Source organism: Bradyrhizobium sp. SPXBL-04, assembly GCF_051853035.1.
GTDB classification, from domain to species: Bacteria; Pseudomonadota; Alphaproteobacteria; order Rhizobiales; family Xanthobacteraceae; genus Bradyrhizobium; species Bradyrhizobium zhanjiangense.
In genome coordinates, this window is sequence record NZ_CP182472.1 from 4,562,452 (window position 1) to 4,579,461 (window position 17,010).

Here is a 17,010-nt window from a genome sequence, read left to right on the forward strand (position 1 = left end):
GATGCTGGTCGACAGTCACTGCCACCTGGATTTTCCAGACTTCGCGGAAGATCTCGACGGGATCGTGTCGCGTGCGCGTGCGGCCGGCGTCAAGCGCATGGTCACGATCTCGACGCGGGTGCGGAAGCTGAACGATCTCGTCAGGATCGCCGAGCGTTATGAGGATGTCTATTGTTCGGTAGGCACTCATCCGCACAACGCGGATGAGGAGGACGGCATCGCGCCGGATGAGCTGATCGCGCTGACGCAGCATCCCAAGGTCGTCGCGCTCGGCGAAGCCGGGCTCGATTATTTCTACGACAACGGCTCGCCGGAGGCGCAGGCGAGGGGCTTTCGCGCCCACATCGCCGCCGCCCGTGCCACGGGCCTGCCGCTGGTGATCCACACCCGCGAAGCGGACGAGGATTGTGCCCGTATCCTGGAAGAGGAGGTCGGACGCGGATCGTTTCGCGCGGTGCTGCATTGTTACACCGGCGGGCGTGAGCTGGCGCTGAAGGCGGTTTCGCTTGGGCTGTATATCGGCTTCACGGGTATCCTGACCTTCAAGAAGTCGGAGTCCCTGCGCGCGCTTGCGGCCGAACTGCCGTCGGACCGTATTCTGGTTGAAACAGACTCGCCCTATCTTGCGCCCGGAAAATTCCGCGGCAAACGCAACGAGCCGGCCTATGTGGTCGAGGTCGCAAAGGTGCTCGCTGAGGCGCGCGGCGTGTCGTTGGATGAGATCTCGCGCCAGACCACCGAAAATTTCTTTCGTCTGTTCTCAAAGGTGAAGGCTTCAGGAGACGCATGACGCTGACGCTGACGATCCTGGGCTGCGGCTCATCCGCCGGCGTGCCGCGCCCGGCGCTCGGCTGGGGCGCCTGCGATCCCAACAATCCCAAGAATCGCCGTCGTCGCTGCTCCCTGCTGGTCGAACGAAAATCCGAGCACGGCACCACACGCATCGTGATCGACACGTCGCCGGACCTGCGCGAGCAGTTGCTTTCGACCAATGTCGACCACATCGACGCGGTGTTCCTGACCCACGAGCACGCCGATCAGACCCATGGCATGGACGACCTGCGCTCGGTCGTCATGCATATGCGACGCCGCATCCCGACCTACTTCAACCTGTCGACCGCCAAGGACATCATGGCGCGGTTCTCCTACTGCTTCATCTCGCCGGAGGGCAGCGACTATCCGCCGATCCTGACGCGGCATTCGATCGAGGCGGGCGAAAGCCAAACCATCCTGGGGAAGGGCGGCGCGGTGACGATGGCCGCCTTCCTGGTGCAGCACGGCAACATTCCCGCGCTCGGCTACCGCATCGGGGATGCCGCCTACACACCAGACCTCAACGACATCCCGCGCGAGAGCTGGGGGGCATTGGAGAATCTGGACCTCTGGATCGTCGACGGCCTGCGCTACACCAGTCATGTCAGCCATTTCAGCATCAACGATGCGCTGTCGTGGATCGAGCGTTTCAAGCCGAAGCGTGCGGTCATTACCAACATGACCGCCGACGTCGATTACGAGGTCATCAGGCAGTCGCTGCCTACGGGCGTGGTACCGGCCTATGACGGGCTGCGGCTGGAGACGCACTAAACCCGCGGTGGAAATTCTCCTGCCAGGCGGCATACTCCTTGCTTGCGCCGGCCCCATCATGTTGATCTAACGTCTGAAAGACAGGCGTTTGACAGGGCGATATTCAAGCAGGACCGGCACCTGATGTGCAATCGCCGGGTCGGTTGAATCGCCTCGTGCGAGGATGGGGATTGCGTTTGGCAGGCGACGATGTAGCGGCTCAGGGACTGGTGCGACGCGCTCTGGATCTCCTCTATCTCGGCGCGGGCTACGCCGCGGGGGTCTTCCTGGTTGCGATCTTTGCAATCATGATGGTCATGTCGGTCGGGCGTCAGTTTGCGATCAACATTCCCGCAGGTGACGATTTCGCGTCCTGGTGCATGGCTGCAATGGCTTTCCTCGGTCTCGCGCACACCTTCAAGCGCGGAGAGATGATCCGCGTCGGCCTGCTGCTGGAGCATCTGCACGGGCGGACCAAGCAGGTCGCGGAGATAGTCGCGCTGGGCATCGCCACCGCATTCATCCTCTACTTCACCCGGCATGCCGTGCAGATGACCTACGATTCCTGGCGCTTCAACGACGTGGCGCAGGGCGTCGTCGCGCTTCCACTCTGGATTCCGCAGCTCGGCTTTGCCGGCGGCCTTGCGATCCTGTCGATCGCGCTGATCGATGAAATGGTCAATGTCGTCGGCGGCAACCGGCCGAGCTACGAGAAGGGCTCGCCGGACGAGACGCCCGACGAGTTCATCGAGCGCATCTCGCAGGGCGGCGGAGGTTGACCATGGCCAATCTCGGCATGATCGAGCTGTCGTTCATCCTGCTCGGCGTCATGATCCTGCTGCTAGGCAGCGGCGTCTGGATCGCGGTCTCGCTCGGGCTGGTCGGCTTCGTGGCGATGGCGCTGACCACGAGCCTGCCACTCGGCTCGGTGCTTGCGACCACCACCTGGAGCGCGAGCTCGTCCTGGACGCTGGCCGCGCTGCCGTTGTTCATCTGGATGGGAGAGATTCTTTTCCGCACCAAATTGTCGGAGGAAATGTTCCGCGGTCTGTCGCCCTGGGTGCAGTGGCTGCCGGGGCGGTTGACGCATGTGAATGTGATCGGCTGCGGCATCTTTGCGGCGGTGTCGGGCTCGTCGGCCGCGACTTGTGCGACCATCGGCAAGATCGCGCTGCCGGAACTCGACAAGCGTGGCTATGACAAGGGCCTGAGCCTCGGCTCGCTCGCGGGTTCCGGCACTCTCGGCCTCTTGATTCCGCCCTCGATCCCGATGGTGGTCTATGCGGTCACGGCGAATGTCTCCGTGCTTCAAGTGTTTCTCGGCGGCTTCCTGCCGGGCGTGCTCGTGATTGTGCTCTATTCCGGCTACATCATCATCTGGTCGCTGCTCAACCCGAAGAAGATTCCGCCGCGCGATCCGCCGATGCCATTCCGGCAGAAGCTCCGCGAGTCGGGCAAGCTCGCGCCCTGCCTGCTATTGATCCTGGCGGTCTTCCTTTCGCTCGTTCTCGGCTTTGCGACAGCGACCGAATGCGCCGCATGGGGTGTCTCGGGCGCGCTGCTGCTGGCGTGGTGGAGCGGCACGCTCACGCGCAAGAACTTCCTCGAGAGCATCATGAGCGCGACGCGCCTGACCTGCATGATCATGCTGATCCTGGCAGGCGCGGCCTACACCACGGCTGCGATGGCCTATACGGGTATCCCTGCGGCGCTCGCCACATGGGTCCAGGGGCAGCAGCTCACACCAAGCATGCTCGCCCTCTATCTCAGCATCATGTACATCATCCTGGGATGCCTGATCGACGGCATCTCGATGATCGTCCTGACCGCCGTCATCGTGCTGCCCATGGTCAAGCAGGCCGGCCTCGATCTGGTCTGGTTCGGCGTCTATCTCATCATTCACGTCGAGATGGCGCAAATCACGCCGCCGGTCGGTTTCAACCTGTTCGTGCTTCAGAACATGAGCGGCCGCGATACGTTCACCGTCGCGCGGGCGGCATTTCCATTCTTCATTCTGCTGCTGGCTGCCGTGTTCATCATCACGGAGTATCCGCAGATCGTGATGTTCTTGCCCAAGCTTGCTTTCCCAGACTGACGTACCGCTTTTCAAATTGACTGTGAGGAGAAGCCCGATGATCTCTCGTTTAGTCCGCGCATCCTTGATCGCTGGCGTCGTGATGGCCGCGACACCTGCTTTGGCCCAGACCAAATGGAATTTGCCGGCAGCGTATCCTGCCGACAATCCGCACTCCGAAAATCTGGTCGCCTTCGCCAAGGACGTCGAGGCCGCCACGTCCGGCAAGCTCCAGATCACGGTTCATCCGGGCGCCTCGCTGTTCAAGGCGCCCGACATCAAGCGCGCGGTGGTGACCGGGCAGGCGCAGATGGGCGAGGTGCTGCTGTCGATCCACGAGAACGAGGACCCGCTCTTCGGCGTCGACGTCGTGCCGTTCCTCGCGACCAGCTTCCCCGACGCGATGAAGCTGTATCAGGCCTCCAAGCCTGCGATCGCCAAGAAGCTCGATGCGCAGGGTCTCAAGCTGCTGTTCGTCGTGCCGTGGGCGCCGCAGGGCGTCTACGTCAACAAGCCGCTGGCGACGATCGAAGACATGAAGGGCTTGAAGTGGCGCGCCTACAATGTCGGGACCGCGCGCATCGGCGAGCTGGTCGGCGCGCAATCGGTCACGATCCAGGCTGCCGAACTGCCGCAGGCGCTTGCGACCGGCGTCGTGAACTCCTTCATGTCGTCGGGCGGCACGGGCTATGATGCGAAGGCCTGGGAGTCGCTCAAATACTTCTATGACGTGCAGGCCTGGATTCCGAAGGACTACACCTTCGTCAACAAGGCCGCGTTCGAGGCACTCGACAAGCCGACGCAGGAGGCCATCCTCAAAGCAGCCGCGACGGCGGAAACGCGCGGCTGGAAGGCCTGGCAAGACAAGAGCACCTGGTACATCGAACAGCTCAAGGCCAAGGGCATGACGGTGGAGCCGCCGAGCCCCGCGCTGAAGGCCGGCTTCCAGAAGATCGGTGAGCAGCTCACCGCCGACTGGCTCAAGAAGGCGGGGGCCGACGGCCAGGCCGTGTTCGACGCTTACAAGAAGATGTGAGGACGGAGGTCTTCCGCTCGCCGTGCTCGGGCGTGCGGGCGGAAGGCTCTCCAGACGGCTCTCAGGCCGAAATCGCCTTCACCGAGCCGACTTCGTTACGCAGCAGGAATTTCTGGATCTTGCCCGTGGACGTCTTCGGGATCGGCCCGAACACGACCGCCTTGGGCGTCTTGAAGCCGCTCATCTGCGATCGGCAGAACGCGATGATCTCAGCCTCGGTTGCGCTGGCGCCGTCCTTCAGCTCGACGAAGGCGCAGGGCACCTCGCCCCATTTCGGATCGGGCTTGGCGACCACGGCGGCGAACAGCACGGCCGGATGCTTGTAGAGGATGTCCTCGACCTCGACGGAGGAGATGTTCTCGCCGCCGGAAATGATGATGTCCTTGGAGCGGTCCTTGATGATGACGTAGCCGTGCTCGTCGAGCACGCCGAGGTCGCCGGTGTGAAACCAGCCGCCCTCGAAGGCTTCCTTGGTCGCTTTCTCGTTTCTGAGATAGCCCTTCATCACGATGTTGCCGCGGAACATGACCTCGCCGATGGTCTCGCCGTCGCGCGGCACCTCTTGCATCGTCTGCGGATTGATGACGGTGACGCCTTCCTCGAGCGGGTAGGGCACGCCCTGCCGGCGCTTCATGCGCGCGCGTTCGGCGGGCGGAAGCTCGTCCCATCCGGGCTGCTCGGCGCAGACGGAGGCGGGGCCGTAGACTTCGGTCAGCCCGTAGACATGCGTCAGCTTGATGCCGATGCTTTCGGCGCCTTCGAGCACGGCGACCGGCGGCGCGGCGCCTGCGATCAGACCGACGACGCGACGGGCAGCGTTGCCTTTGGGCGCATCGGGCGCGTTGATCAGCGTATTGTAGACGATCGGTGCGCCGCACATGTGGGTGACGCCGTGCTGTCTGATCAGCTCGAAGATTTTGGTCGGCTCGACCTTGCGCAGGCACACGTTGGTGCCGGCGGCTGCCGCAACAGTCCAGGGGAAGCACCAGCCGTTGCAGTGGAACATCGGCAGCGTCCAGAGATAGACCGGATGCTGACCGAGATTGCCGGCGAGGATGTTGCTGACGGCGTTGAGATAGGCGCCGCGATGATGAGTGACGACGCCCTTGGGATTTCCTGTGGTGCCCGAGGTGTAGCTCAGCGCGATCGCGTCCCATTCGTCCGCAGGCAGGACCGCGGTGAAGCTCGGGTCTCCTAGCGCGAGCGCCGCCTCATATTCGATCTCGCCGATGCGCTTGCCGCCCTTGAAGGCGGCATCGTCGACGTCGATCACGAACGGCTTTGGCCCGGTCATCTGTGCCAGTGCGTCGGTGATGACGCCGGAGAATTCCGGATCGACCAGGATGATCTTGGCCCCGCCATGGTCGAGCTGGAATGCGATCGAGGGCGCATCCAGGCGGATGTTGAGCGCGTTGAGCACGGCGCCCGTCATGGGGACGGCGAAGTGCGCCTCGTTCATCGCCGGAATGTTCGGCAGCATCGCCGCCACGGTGTCACCGACGCCGATACCCTTGCCCGCCAGATAAGAGGCAAAGCGGCGGCAGCGCTCGTGAGTCTGCGCCCAGGTGAAGCTGCGGCCCTCATAGACCGTGCTGACAAGATCGGGATAGACGGCGGCGCTGCGCGCGAGGAAGCTCAGCGGGCTCAGCGGCACATAGTTGGCGGGGGTCTTGTCGAGGCCGATATTGTACTGGTTCTGCCGCTCACTCATCGACACCTCCTGAAAACGCCTCAAAGGAATCCGATCGAAATCCAGGGGAAGATCGCGACGATGATCAATCCCACCAGCAGCGCCAGCAGATAGCCCCAGATCGGCCTGATGCCTTCGGCCGGATCGACGCGTCCGATGGCGCAGGCGGCATAATAGCCGACGCCGAAGGGTGGGGCGAATAGCCCGATACCCATGGCCAGAATGATCACCATGGCGTAGTGCACCTCGTGCACGCCGACGGCACGGGCGATCGGAAACAGCAGCGGCCCGAACAGCACGATCGCCGGAATGCCCTCGAGCACGCTGCCGAGAATGGTGAAGGCCAGGATCGAGACGGCGATGAAGGTTGCGGCTCCCCCGGGCAACCCTGTCATGGCCGCCGCCAGCGAGCGCGAGAAACCTGATTGCGTCAGGCCCCAGGCCATGCCGGTGGCGGTGCCGATAATAAGCAGGATAGCGCCCGACAGCGCTGCGGTCTCGACCAGCATCGGAAACAGCCGCCGCCAGTCGAAGCGGCGGTAGACGAGGAGGCCGACCAGGGCGCCATAGACGATGCCGATGGTGGAGACTTCGGTGGCGGTCGCGATGCCCTCGACCACGGCGTAGCGGATCACGAAGGGCAGCGCGAGCGCAGGCAGGGCGACGATGAAGGTCTTGCCGATCTCGGATGCCGTGGCGCGGCGGACGTGGCTCATGTCCTCGTGGCGGTAGCGCCACCACACCAGCATGCACAGCGTGATCGCGAGCACCACGCCGGGCAATAAGCCCCCGGTGAATAGCGCTGCGATCGACACGCCCGTGACCGAGCCGATCGTGATCAGCACGAGGCTCGGCGGAATGGTCTCGGTTTGAGCACCCGTCGCCGCAAGGAGCGCGACGAGATCGCCGGGCTTGGCGCCGCGCTGCTTCATCTCCGGGAACAGCACCGGCGCGACCGCCGCCATGTCGGCGGCCTTGGCGCCGGAGATGCCGGAGACCAGGTACATGGCGCCGACCAGCACGTAATGCAGGCCGCCGCGGACATGCCCGAGCAGGCTCGCCAGGAAAGCCACCATGGCCCGCGCCATGCCGGTCATCTCGATCAGAAGCCCCAGGAACACGAACAGCGGCACCGAGAGCAGGATGAGGTGGCTCATGCCCTCGTCCATCCGCCCGACCAGCACCATCACGGGCGTTCGCGTGGTCAGCGCCAGATAGCCGAAGATCGCGAGGCCAAAGCCGAACGCAATGGGAACGCCGGCAAAGACGCAGAAGCCGGCGACGCCGACGAAGAAGATGACGAGGTTGAGATTGCCGAGCGGCCGCAGCGACGGCTCCGCCAGCCAGAATGCGCCGATCAGGACCGCAACGGACAGCACGGCGGCCGCAACCATCCGGTAATCGGCGGCGCGCAGCAGCCGCAGCAAGGCGAACGCCGCCATCAGGCTGATGCCGGCCGGCAGCGCGGCAGCGCGCCACATATTTGAGATCTGCAGCGCCGGTGTGGTGATGTAGCTCTCTTCGTAGGCATAGTCGCAGGACGGCCAGACGATCAGCGCCAGGAACGCCAGCGCCGCGCAGGTTGCGACCAGATCGAGATAGGCCCGCATCGCCGGCGTGGCGCTGGCCACCACCGCAGTCATGCGCATGTGCTCGGAGCGGCGAAACGCGACCGCCGCACCCAGCATGGCGAGCCACAGGAACAGGATCGAGGCGAGTTCGTCCGACCAGATCAGCGGCCGGTGCAAGCCGTAGCGCGCAACCACGCCGGCAAACAGGATCATGATCTCGGCGACGACCAGGATCGCCGCCGGGATCTCCACGAGGAGGCCGAGTGCGCGCTCCGTTGAGGTCAGCAATGAAGGTCGGCGAGGGGACTGAACAGTCGCCTCGCCCGCCACTTCGATCACCTCGACCTCGACATGAGCCATGACGGCCCCAACACGTTACGACAGCTTGCCCACCGCCTTTTCCAGGAGGTCCCAGGCCTGATCGCCGTATTTGCCCTTCCACTCGGCATAGAAGCCGGCGGACCGCAGCTTGTCGCGGAACGGCGCCACGGCCGGCTGGTTGAAGGTCAGGCCCTTGGTCGCGAGCTCCTGCTGGAGGTTGGCGTTGAGCTTGGCGGTATCCGCGCGCTCGTTGACCGCGGCGGCGTTGATGTTCTTGGCGACGATGGTGCGCACGTCCTGTGGCAGCTTTTCCCAGGCTCTGCGGTTGGCCAGGAACCAGAAGCCGTCCCACATGTGGTTGGTCAGCGAGCAGTACTTTTGCACCTCGTAGAGCTTTGCGGTCGAGATGATCGCCAGCGGATTCTCCTGGCCCTCGACGATCTTGGTCTGGAGCGCTGAATAGACCTCGCTGAAATTGATCGAGGCGGGCGCCGCATCGAACGCCTTGAACATCGAGGTCCACAGCGGCGACACCGGCACGCGGATCTTGAAGCCCTTGAGATCGTCCGGACCGGTGATCGGCTTGGTCGACGACGTGGTCTGGCGGAAGCCGTTGTCCCAGATCTTATCCATGACCTCGAGGCCGGCCTTCTTGATCTCGCCGCGGACATGGGCGCCGAGATCGCCGTCCATGGCCTTCCAGACCGTGTCGTAGTCCGGGAACGCGAAGCCGATGCCGTTGATGGACGCCGCCGGCACCAGGGTCGACAGGATCAGGCCTGACAGCGTGAAGAACTCGACGCCGCCGGAGCGGATCTGGCTCAGCATGTCGGTGTCGGAGCCGAGCTGGTTGTTCGGGAAGATCTGGAGGTCGAACTTGCCGTTGGTCTCGCTCTTGATCGCGGCCGCCATCTCCTTGGCGCGCACGTTCAGCGGATGAGTGTCCGGCAGGTTGTTGGCGTATTTGTAGGTGAACTCGGCGCTCTGGGCGCGGGCAACATGGGGCGCACCGAGGCCGCCCAGAACCGCGGTCGCGGCGGAGGCCTTGAGAAGTGTGCGTCGGGAAAAGCTCATGGGTCTGCTTCCTCGGAAGGTTTGTTGTTGTTCTGAGATGCAAACCTATACGGACGTCAGGTCAGAAGGTCATCTGCGATCTCGCGAGGCCTCGCTTATTGCAGCCGGACAAGGTCACGGCAATATCGGCTTTCGGAGAGATGGGCCGACAAAAAATGCGAAAACAACCCCATGCACAGTAGCCGTCAACGAGCTGGGAGAGCCGCCCAGCGCCAGCCCGCAAATGGCCTGGAGCGAAGGTGCGGTGGCAGGAATTCCATCTAAATGTCTGATCTAATTGTACATAAATATATTCCATAATATACCTTATGCGAATTACGGATATGGGTGTGCAGACGGAACCCTCCTTGGTCTGTGTGCTCCGCGTTGGAATTTGGCACTGGCTGGACTCAACTTTGGCACTGGCGGCTCCCGGACCGCTTCCCGGCCCAAACGTATCCTCGCTGCGAGCCGGTATCGCCGATGAGCTGCGGACCGTTGGCGGCTCGACAAGCTCCTGCAAGCCGTGCGCGATGATCTTCCCGATCCCAGATCGGGCCTTGCAACGTGGCCTGATCGACGACGGCCTGCCCAAACCCAGATCCGCATCCTCGATCACGGGGCCTGTGGCGGTCGGCGACAGCTTTGATCTCTCGGGCCTCGCTGGATTGCCGCATTGATCGAAACCGGTCTGGCCGGAAATGCCCTCCGAGGCACCTGAATTGATGGACAGCATTTCGGGTCAAGGTTGTCGGCAGCGACCGCCAACGCGTCGACAGCGTCGGTGCGCGTCCGACCGAGGTTGACGGCCGCGATCGGGACGCCACGGCTTGCGGCTGCCTGGGCGAAGCGGGAGCCCGAATAGACCATACCGTCTGGCAGCGCGGCGGCGTCCAATCTGCCCAGGCAGCCTTGACAAGGTCAAGACGCCCGTGGGGATCGACAACCGCCCTGCTCCCGGGTGCCTGGTGCAAGCGGTCGACATTCTGGGTGAGGAGAAGCTGGCACTGGCCTCTAGTTTCGAGCTTGGCGAGGGCGTGATGCGCATCATTGGGCTGGGCCAGATCGTCCTGAAAGTCGGTGTGGCGAAGGGACATCGGAGCGGGCCATGCAGCAGCCGAGAGCGAGCCGCCCGTGAAGGTCTATCACCACCCTGCTCCTCGCGGCCTGATGCAGCCGGTCTACGTTCTGGGTGAGCAACACCTGGCTCCGACCCATACCGAATCCCCAATTTCCAGTCTGAATGTGAGTCAATTCACATATGGCGTCCGCCGTCCGGGCGATGCAAGTGACAAGAAAGAATCTACTTCGCGTTCTTCAGCTTCTTCGCCAATGCTTTAATTTGAGCGGTGCGTCGCCCAATGAGTTCGTTCAGCGCGTGCTCGTACACCTCGTAGGCATCCAGGACCAACTCAGCCGATGTATCCTCGCCATGAGTGCCTAGATTCCTACGGTCCTGATTGCATGCAGGCTATCCTGGTGCACCAGATTCTTTGCAGCGGCACAGAACTTCTCAATCCTCACGTAGAGGTCAATTCGCTGGCGCCGACGGCCGCCGCCTGCCCTTTTGACCAGAGTGCTCTTCGGAACACCGAAATGGTCCATCAGTCTTTCGACGCTCGTGCGCATGCGGGAGGCGCAGCTCCCCAGGTCGCTCCAGTAGTGCTGAAACGAGGTCTGCAGCTCCTGTGCGACCAACTCAGGTGTCTTCTCAGGTGGCCTAACCTTGCGGCGCAGCGTGCGCCAGCGCGCGGCGGCCGATCTCGGTTGAGACATCTGCCGTCGCGGAGAACGGGCTCTCGTTTTCGCTCTCCGTATCCGCTTTCTCGGGCCGCCGGCTTTGGCCAGCGCATTCAGCGGAAATGGTCTCGTCGCGCTCTAGAGGCAGTCTGAATTGAAAGACCGCGCCTCGAGTTTCATTCGCGCCCGCCCATATCCGTCCCCCGTGCGCTTCGACGATCGAACGGCAAATTGATAATCCCATGCCCATGCCATTGGGCTTGGTCGTGTAAAATGGGTCGAAGACGTGCTCAAGGCTCGCCGGATCCAATCCCGGTCCCGAATCTCGCAAGCTGACGAGCACGCCATTCAGGGCATCTCTGTCAGTGCTGATCAGCAACTCACGTGGCTCCTGTCGGACGGCGCTCATCGCTTCGACGGCGTTGACGATCAAGTTGAGGACCACTTGTTGCAGTTGGACCCGATCTACTCGAATGAGCGGCAAGCCGTCCGCGAGTTGCGTCCGCACCGAGACGCCGTTCTTTACCGCTTCGCCATGCGTCAGAGCTATGACCTCAAGCACTGCCGCGTTGATCTCCAGCTCCTCTGGCCGCGGAGGCGCCTTCTTGATAAGCCCCTGGATCCGACCAATGATCTCGCCGGCTCGCAGGCCATCACTTATTATCCAACCAAGCGTCTGTCGGACGCGATTCAGTTCTGGCGGTTGAGCGTCAAGCCAGTTCAATCCGGCCTCTGCGTTGGCGACAACCGCCCCGATCGGCTGCTTCATTTCATGTGAAATCGAAGCCGTCAGTTGCCCCATTGTAGTGACGCGATTGGCATGCGCGAGCTCCATCAGCGCTTCGCGATAGCGCCGCTCGCTTTCGCGGGCTTCCGCTTCCGCCCGCTTGCGCGCGGTCAGATCAAGCACGAACGCGACGCCTTGGTCTCGCCGTTCATCGAACGCCGCCGAGCCGATCAGCACGGGCACGCGGCTGCCGTCCTTGCGAACGTACTCCTTCTCAAAGGGTTGCACCGCGCCAGTCCGCTTTAATTCTTCCTGGGCGCGTGCGGTGCGATCGCGCCATTCCAGCGGCGTAAGGTCCGTCCAGCGCACGCGACCCGAGATAAGATCCTCGCGATCGTATCCCACCATACGAAGAAACGTATCATTGGCCTCAAGGAGCCGACCATCGAGCTCCCAGATGTAGATCCCGATGATGTTGGCATCGACCAGACGCCGGATCTTCGTCTCACGTTCTTCGAGCTGTCTGTGCTGTGCCGCTAACCTTTGCAAATCAATCTGGACCGCGTCACGCAACTGATGCAGCAGTCTGAGGTAGGGCTTGCTGTACTCGTTCCTTTTGTTGTCGAGAACGCAAATCGTTCCGAACACCTCGCCATCGGGCCAACTGATGGGTACGCCAAGGTAGGAAATCATCCCCAGCTTGATGTCGGGGTTTGATTTCCACGCTTCATCGCGAAGGGCGTCTGGAACGAGCAGAGGTTGGCACGTCTTCATCACGGTTTCGCAATAAAGCCCCGTGTCAAGGGGAGCGATCTCGTCCGGTTCGTAGGGGTTCCCTTTGGACTCGCTGGATACGAAAACTTTGATGTTGGGCGGCTCTACCCGCATGATCAAAGCTGAGGGGACGTGCATGATCTCGGCAAGCACATCCACGACCTCTTGCCACTTGTGGATGATTTCAGAAGGTACTTGGATAGAGCTGTAGAGCAACGAATGACCTCACCGAATGGCCCGCCGCGGAGAACGCGGCCAGGATAGCCTTTCGCTTGCCATCGGCGCGCCAAACGCCATTTCGGGCAGAAGTCTTGCTCGACATGCCCGCTGGACCTGGAAGCCACTATCGCTACAGCGCCGAGCCGAAAAGACGGGCCAAATTGCTGGACTCCGCCGTCAGCAAGCCACTGAGAGGGACGCCGATCTTCGTCCGGCCGCCAAGGCGCGCTAAAAAGCAGCTTATCACAGCCTCGACCAGGATGTCGACGCTGCGCGAGATCATACCGCTCGATGTCCGGATCAGGAAGCCGAAGGCGACTTGGGGTCGAACCGACCCTGAATATCGAGGTGGAGTGTCGCACGTTAACAGACGACTGCCTACTCCGCGAAGCGGTCTTCAAAGGCCTTCCGGACGATCTCGCGCTGCAGAAAGTGAAAGCGCCCCGGCTGGTGCCCTCCTCCGTCGGGCGGCCGATGCTCGGCGTGCCCAAAGGAAAACATCCTCCAGCTACTTCCCGAAGCGGTTGTTCCTTCCAAGAAAGAGCTCGCGGACCACTGGAAGCGAGTAAGCTCGAGTCGCACGCTTCGGCAGGCAGTGAGATTGCGCCACTGAAGCGCGCTACACCGCTGACCTGACCACGTACAAAGGTTCCGCGCACCGCCACAGAGTTTCTCCCTGACTTGGACGGACATTCGATTGCGATGACGGTCCCCTTTTTGGGATCGGACTACCATCATGCGGTACAAAGTGTTCGTGGTGGGCGGCAGCCGCCGAGTGATCTGCCGCCGCAAAGCTCGACTGCATCGACGAGCAGGCAGCACGGCGATCTTCAGTCTTTGTGCCGGTGCCGGCGATGAAGGTTCATCCTTTGACGGAATGCGCGTGCCCTACTCTGCCGGCGTGAATTGCTGCCGGCCGAGGCGCATCGCCGCGGTCTCGCGCACGCGGAGGCGGGCGCGGCGCTTGCGCCACCAGATCACGACGCCAGTGACCGAGAGCGCGGCCACCACCAGCCCCATCATCGAGATCAGGATGCGGCCGAACAGCCCGACGATGCGGCCCGAATGCAGCGGGAATTGCGCCTGCACGAAGATGTCGGCGGCGGTGCCGACCCAGGGCAGCCGCTCGCCAATGGGACGGCCGTCCTCGCTGTCGTAATAGAGCTGCGCCGGGCCGACGCCGCCGGCGCCGTGGTCTTCGCCGGGATGAAAGAAGGCGGCGGCATAGACGCCATGGGCCGGGCCGTAGCTGATCGCGCCGACCGGGGTGGTCCACCCTCGCCCCTTGCCGTCGGCCGCCGCGCGCGCCGCGATGTCGGCAAAGCTGACCTTGGGCTCGATGGGGTTGTCGAGATCGCGATAGGGCCGCTGCTCATAGGGCGTCGGGGTGTAGTTCGAGACCATCTTCATCAGCGGCGAGAACACCTCGAAATAGAGGTTCAGCGAGAACGCCGTGAAGGCGATGACGAACAGCACGCCCCAGGTCCACAGGCTGAAGGCACGATGGATGTCGAAATTGATCCGGTAGGCACTGCCCGAGGTCTTGATGGTCCAGGCCGGCGCCCACCGCGCCCAGAAGCCGCGCTGGAGCTGGCGCGTAACCTCAGGCGCCCGCGCCGTCTTGGCGCGCCGGCGTGCGGGCAGCGTCAGATAGAAGCCGACGAAGCAATCGATGGTCCAGATGATGGCGATCACGCCGAGCACGCGCATGCCCCAGCGGTCGCTGCCCCAGAACTCCGGAATGTGCATGGTGTAGTGCAGCTTGTAGAGGAACGAGACGAAGTTTTCTCTCGTCACCGGCCACACCGCGCCCCAATAGCGCCGGCCGAGCTCCGCGCCGGTGTTGGGATCGAGGAAGACTTGATTGTAGTCGAGGGCGTACCGCTTGCCGGTTGCGGGATCGATCCGCGGCATGACGAAGAACCACAGCGAGTGGCCCTCCTCCGGCGTCATGAAGAGATAGACGACGCGCGCGCGAGGATTGCGCTGCTCGATCGTCTTCGCGAGCTCGATCGACGGAATCGCCGGACCCTTGGTGCTGACGTCGAACAAATGGCTGTTCAGGACGTCGTCGATCTCGTGATCCCAAGAGATGATCGCCCCGGTGATGCCGGAGAAGAACAGGAAGCCGGCGGTCAGCAGTCCCGCCCAGCGATGCAGCCGTCCGAATATCGCTCTCATGGTCTTCCACTCTCATCCAGCAGACCCGGCCGCCATTGCCGAACCGACTTTAAGTGAACTCACCAGCGGTAGGTCAGCTTGCCGATCGCCTTGCGTCCCTCGGCATACATGCAGCCCGACAGGCCGTAGCAGGCGGCGACGTAGCGTGTGTCGGCGAGGTTGGTGACGTTCAGCGACAGCCGCCAATTGTCCCTGGTGTAGGCCAAAAGCGCATCCAGCACGGTCGAGGATCCCACCTTGAATGTGTTGGCATCATCACCCCAGGTCGCGCCGACATAACGGATGCCGCCGCCGAACTGCAAGCCTGCGAGCGGTCCGTACTGGAGCGTGTAGTCGCTCCACAGCGAGGCGCGGTTGAGCGGCACGGTGACCGGCGCTTTGCCGACATTCACGGGATCCTGCGTGACCATGGCATCGACATAGGCATAGGCCGCGCGCAGATTCCAGCCGTCGGCGAGCGACATCGTGCCTTCGAGCTCGATGCCGCGCGACTTCACCTGCCCGATCTGTTCGTAAAAGGTCATTGCAGGTACGTACACAGCGACGTTGTCGCGCGTCAGGTCGAAGGCGGCGAAGGTGAACAGCGCATTCCAGCCGAGCGGCTGGTACTTGACGCCGACCTCGTACTGCACGCCGGTCTCGGGATTGAGCATCTGGCCGCCCGGTCCAGTGGCGAGCACCGGCAGGAACGATTCCGAGTAGCTGAAATAGGGCGCGATGCCGTTGTCGAAATTGTACATCACGGCGGCGCGGCCGGTGAACGCCGAGGCATCCTTCGAGACAGACGTATTGGAGATGCCGCTGTCGAGCTGCGTCGTCACGAAATCCTGGCGGCCACCGAGCTGGAACGACAGCCGGCCGAGCTTGATCTGGTCCTGCGCGTAGAGGCCGAGCTGCGACTGCTTCACGCCGGTGTTGTCGTTCATCGCGTCGATGGTCCAGTCGTAGCTGTAGACCGGGTTGAACACGTTGATCTCCGGCGACGACGTCGTAACGCTAAAGGCGGTGTCGCGAAACGCGGTGTTGCGATAGTCGATCCCGACCAGGGTGGTATGGCCAAGGATGCCGGTGCTGAACTTGCCCTGGAGCTGGTTATCCACCGCGAAGGAGTTGATGTACGAGTTGCTGTAGCTGCCGAAACGCCCCAGCTGCCCCGCCGCCTCGTCGGTATATCCCGTGCCGTAGAAGGTCTTTTCCTCGTTGTGCTGATAGGCGTAACGCAGGTTCTGCCGGAACGTGATGTTGTCGGTGAAATCGTGCGAGAGCTGGTAGCCGGCGGTCGCGATCTCGGTGTTGAACGCGTTGAAGCTCGGTACGCCCGCGAAGAACGAGACCGGGATGGTGCGGCCGTTGTTCGGCCACACCGTGCCCGAGGCCGGCAGGAACTGGAGGCCCCACCCTGCCCTGTCGCGCTGGTAGTTGGCGAGCAAGGTGATGGTGGTGTCCTCGTTCGGCTTGAAGGTGACGGCGGGCGCGATGAAGACGCGGTTGTCCTTGGTGAAGTCGACCTGAGTCTCGCCGTCGCGCACCACGCCGGTGAGGCGCCACAGCACGGTGCCTTCCTTGTTGGCGGGCCCGCCCATGTCGAACTGGCCCTGATAGCGGTTGAAGCTGCCGCCGGAGATCGAGACCTCGCCGAACTGCTGCGCCGTCGGCAGTTTTGTCACGTAGTTGAGGATGCCGCCGGTGCCGCTGCCGCCATACATCGCCGAGGACGGGCCCTTGAGTATCTCGATACGCTCGGCCCCGTAAGGATCGAGCCCATTGAAGTGCACGTAGCTGCTGGACGGAATCCGCAAGCCGTCAACGTAGAGGCCCGACATGGTCGTGTCGAAGCCGCGGATCTGAAGGGCGCCGAAGCGGGTGTCCGAGCCGCCATTGACGTCGCCGCTGACGCCGGCCGTGTAGCGCAGCGCCTCGCCGATCGAGACCGCGCCCTGGTTCCTGACCTGGTCGGTGGTGACCACGGACACCGACTGCGGCGTTTCGATCAGCGCTGTATCCGTCTTGGTGGCGGTGCCGCTCCTGGTGGCGACGAAACCGCGCACCGGACCATTGGCG

13 protein-coding genes and 1 pseudogene are annotated in these 17,010 nt (G+C 63.0%); 5 read left to right on the forward strand and 9 right to left on the reverse strand.

The window, feature by feature from the left end:
• The first annotated feature begins 1 nt into the window (after nt 1).
• From ACNJX8_RS21580 to ACNJX8_RS21600, 5 genes are all read left to right on the forward strand, one after another.
• Nucleotides 2–790, forward strand: a complete 789-nt coding sequence (locus ACNJX8_RS21580) for a TatD family hydrolase (RefSeq protein ID WP_439356685.1) — start codon at nt 2–4, stop codon at nt 788–790.
• Nucleotides 787–1,584, forward strand: a complete 798-nt coding sequence (locus ACNJX8_RS21585) for an MBL fold metallo-hydrolase (protein ID WP_128941686.1) — start codon at nt 787–789, stop codon at nt 1,582–1,584. Before ACNJX8_RS21580 ends, ACNJX8_RS21585 begins: the two co-directional genes overlap by 4 nt.
• 209 nt (nt 1,585–1,793) lie before the next feature.
• Nucleotides 1,794–2,342, forward strand: a complete 549-nt coding sequence (locus ACNJX8_RS21590) for a TRAP transporter small permease (protein ID WP_245473404.1) — start codon at nt 1,794–1,796, stop codon at nt 2,340–2,342.
• Nucleotides 2,343–2,344: 2 nt separating this feature from the next.
• Nucleotides 2,345–3,658 carry a TRAP transporter large permease gene (locus tag ACNJX8_RS21595; RefSeq protein WP_439356686.1) on the forward strand — a complete coding sequence of 438 codons (1,314 nt, stop codon included), beginning with the start codon at nt 2,345–2,347 and terminating at the stop codon, nt 3,656–3,658.
• Between the two features lie 37 nt (nt 3,659–3,695).
• On the forward strand, nt 3,696–4,673 hold the full coding sequence (locus ACNJX8_RS21600; RefSeq protein ID WP_439356687.1) for a TRAP transporter substrate-binding protein: 978 nt from the start codon (nt 3,696–3,698) through the stop codon (nt 4,671–4,673).
• 61 nt (nt 4,674–4,734) lie between these two features.
• On the opposite strand, the gene ACNJX8_RS21605 is transcribed toward ACNJX8_RS21600, so the two are convergent.
• The 9 genes and pseudogenes from ACNJX8_RS21605 to ACNJX8_RS21645 form a co-directional block, all read right to left on the reverse strand.
• On the reverse strand, nt 4,735–6,384 hold the full coding sequence (locus tag ACNJX8_RS21605; RefSeq protein WP_439356688.1) for an acyl-CoA synthetase: 1,650 nt from the start codon (nt 6,382–6,384) through the stop codon (nt 4,735–4,737).
• A gap of 20 nt (nt 6,385–6,404) precedes the next feature.
• The gene (locus ACNJX8_RS21610; protein WP_439356689.1) at nt 6,405–8,294 is read right to left on the reverse strand and encodes a TRAP transporter large permease; all 1,890 of its coding nucleotides are present in this window, start codon (nt 8,292–8,294) and stop codon (nt 6,405–6,407) included.
• Between the two features lie 15 nt (nt 8,295–8,309).
• The gene (locus ACNJX8_RS21615) at nt 8,310–9,329 is read right to left on the reverse strand and encodes a TRAP transporter substrate-binding protein (protein WP_091895472.1); all 1,020 of its coding nucleotides are present in this window, start codon (nt 9,327–9,329) and stop codon (nt 8,310–8,312) included.
• A gap of 860 nt (nt 9,330–10,189) precedes the next feature.
• Nucleotides 10,190–10,369 (reverse strand): annotated as a pseudogene (locus tag ACNJX8_RS21620) (Sir2 family NAD-dependent protein deacetylase); the annotation flags it as partial.
• Nucleotides 10,356–10,526: a Sir2 family NAD-dependent protein deacetylase gene (locus ACNJX8_RS21625; RefSeq protein WP_439356690.1), complete on the reverse strand. Its 171-nt coding sequence runs from the start codon at nt 10,524–10,526 to the stop codon at nt 10,356–10,358. The gene ACNJX8_RS21625 and the pseudogene ACNJX8_RS21620, both read right to left, overlap by 14 nt.
• A gap of 222 nt (nt 10,527–10,748) precedes the next feature.
• A complete protein-coding gene (locus ACNJX8_RS21630; protein ID WP_439356691.1) occupies nt 10,749–11,084 on the reverse strand; it encodes a DUF4145 domain-containing protein in 336 nt (111 codons plus the stop codon).
• Entirely contained in the window at nt 11,029–12,765 is a 1,737-nt protein-coding gene (locus tag ACNJX8_RS21635; RefSeq protein WP_439356692.1) for a GAF domain-containing sensor histidine kinase, read from the reverse strand. Before ACNJX8_RS21635 ends, ACNJX8_RS21630 begins: the two co-directional genes overlap by 56 nt.
• Before the next feature lie 891 nt (nt 12,766–13,656).
• The gene (fsrB, locus tag ACNJX8_RS21640; protein WP_439356693.1) at nt 13,657–14,949 is read right to left on the reverse strand and encodes a siderophore utilization protein FsrB; all 1,293 of its coding nucleotides are present in this window, start codon (nt 14,947–14,949) and stop codon (nt 13,657–13,659) included.
• A gap of 59 nt (nt 14,950–15,008) precedes the next feature.
• Complete coding sequence (locus tag ACNJX8_RS21645) at nt 15,009–16,997, reverse strand: TonB-dependent siderophore receptor (protein ID WP_439356694.1); 1,989 nt, start codon at nt 16,995–16,997, stop codon at nt 15,009–15,011.
• Between the last annotated feature and the right edge of the window lie 13 nt (nt 16,998–17,010).

Bases quoted from the DNA above. Each gene is read 5' to 3' on its own strand.
- ACNJX8_RS21580 (WP_439356685.1), top strand. From the start codon at position 2: ATGCTGGTCGACAGTCACTGCCACCTGGATTTTCCAGACTTCGCGGAA.
- ACNJX8_RS21585 (WP_128941686.1), top strand. From the start codon at position 787: ATGACGCTGACGCTGACGATCCTGGGCTGCGGCTCATCCGCCGGCGTG.
- ACNJX8_RS21595 (WP_439356686.1), top strand. From the start codon at position 2,345: ATGGCCAATCTCGGCATGATCGAGCTGTCGTTCATCCTGCTCGGCGTC.
- ACNJX8_RS21600 (WP_439356687.1), top strand. From the start codon at position 3,696: ATGATCTCTCGTTTAGTCCGCGCATCCTTGATCGCTGGCGTCGTGATG.
- ACNJX8_RS21605 (WP_439356688.1), bottom strand. From the start codon at position 6,384: ATGAGTGAGCGGCAGAACCAGTACAATATCGGCCTCGACAAGACCCCC.
- ACNJX8_RS21610 (WP_439356689.1), bottom strand. From the start codon at position 8,294: ATGGCTCATGTCGAGGTCGAGGTGATCGAAGTGGCGGGCGAGGCGACT.
- ACNJX8_RS21615 (WP_091895472.1), bottom strand. From the start codon at position 9,329: ATGAGCTTTTCCCGACGCACACTTCTCAAGGCCTCCGCCGCGACCGCG.
- ACNJX8_RS21625 (WP_439356690.1), bottom strand. From the start codon at position 10,526: ATGGGTCGGAGCCAGGTGTTGCTCACCCAGAACGTAGACCGGCTGCAT.
- ACNJX8_RS21630 (WP_439356691.1), bottom strand. From the start codon at position 11,084: ATGTCTCAACCGAGATCGGCCGCCGCGCGCTGGCGCACGCTGCGCCGC.
- fsrB (WP_439356693.1), bottom strand. From the start codon at position 14,949: ATGAGAGCGATATTCGGACGGCTGCATCGCTGGGCGGGACTGCTGACC.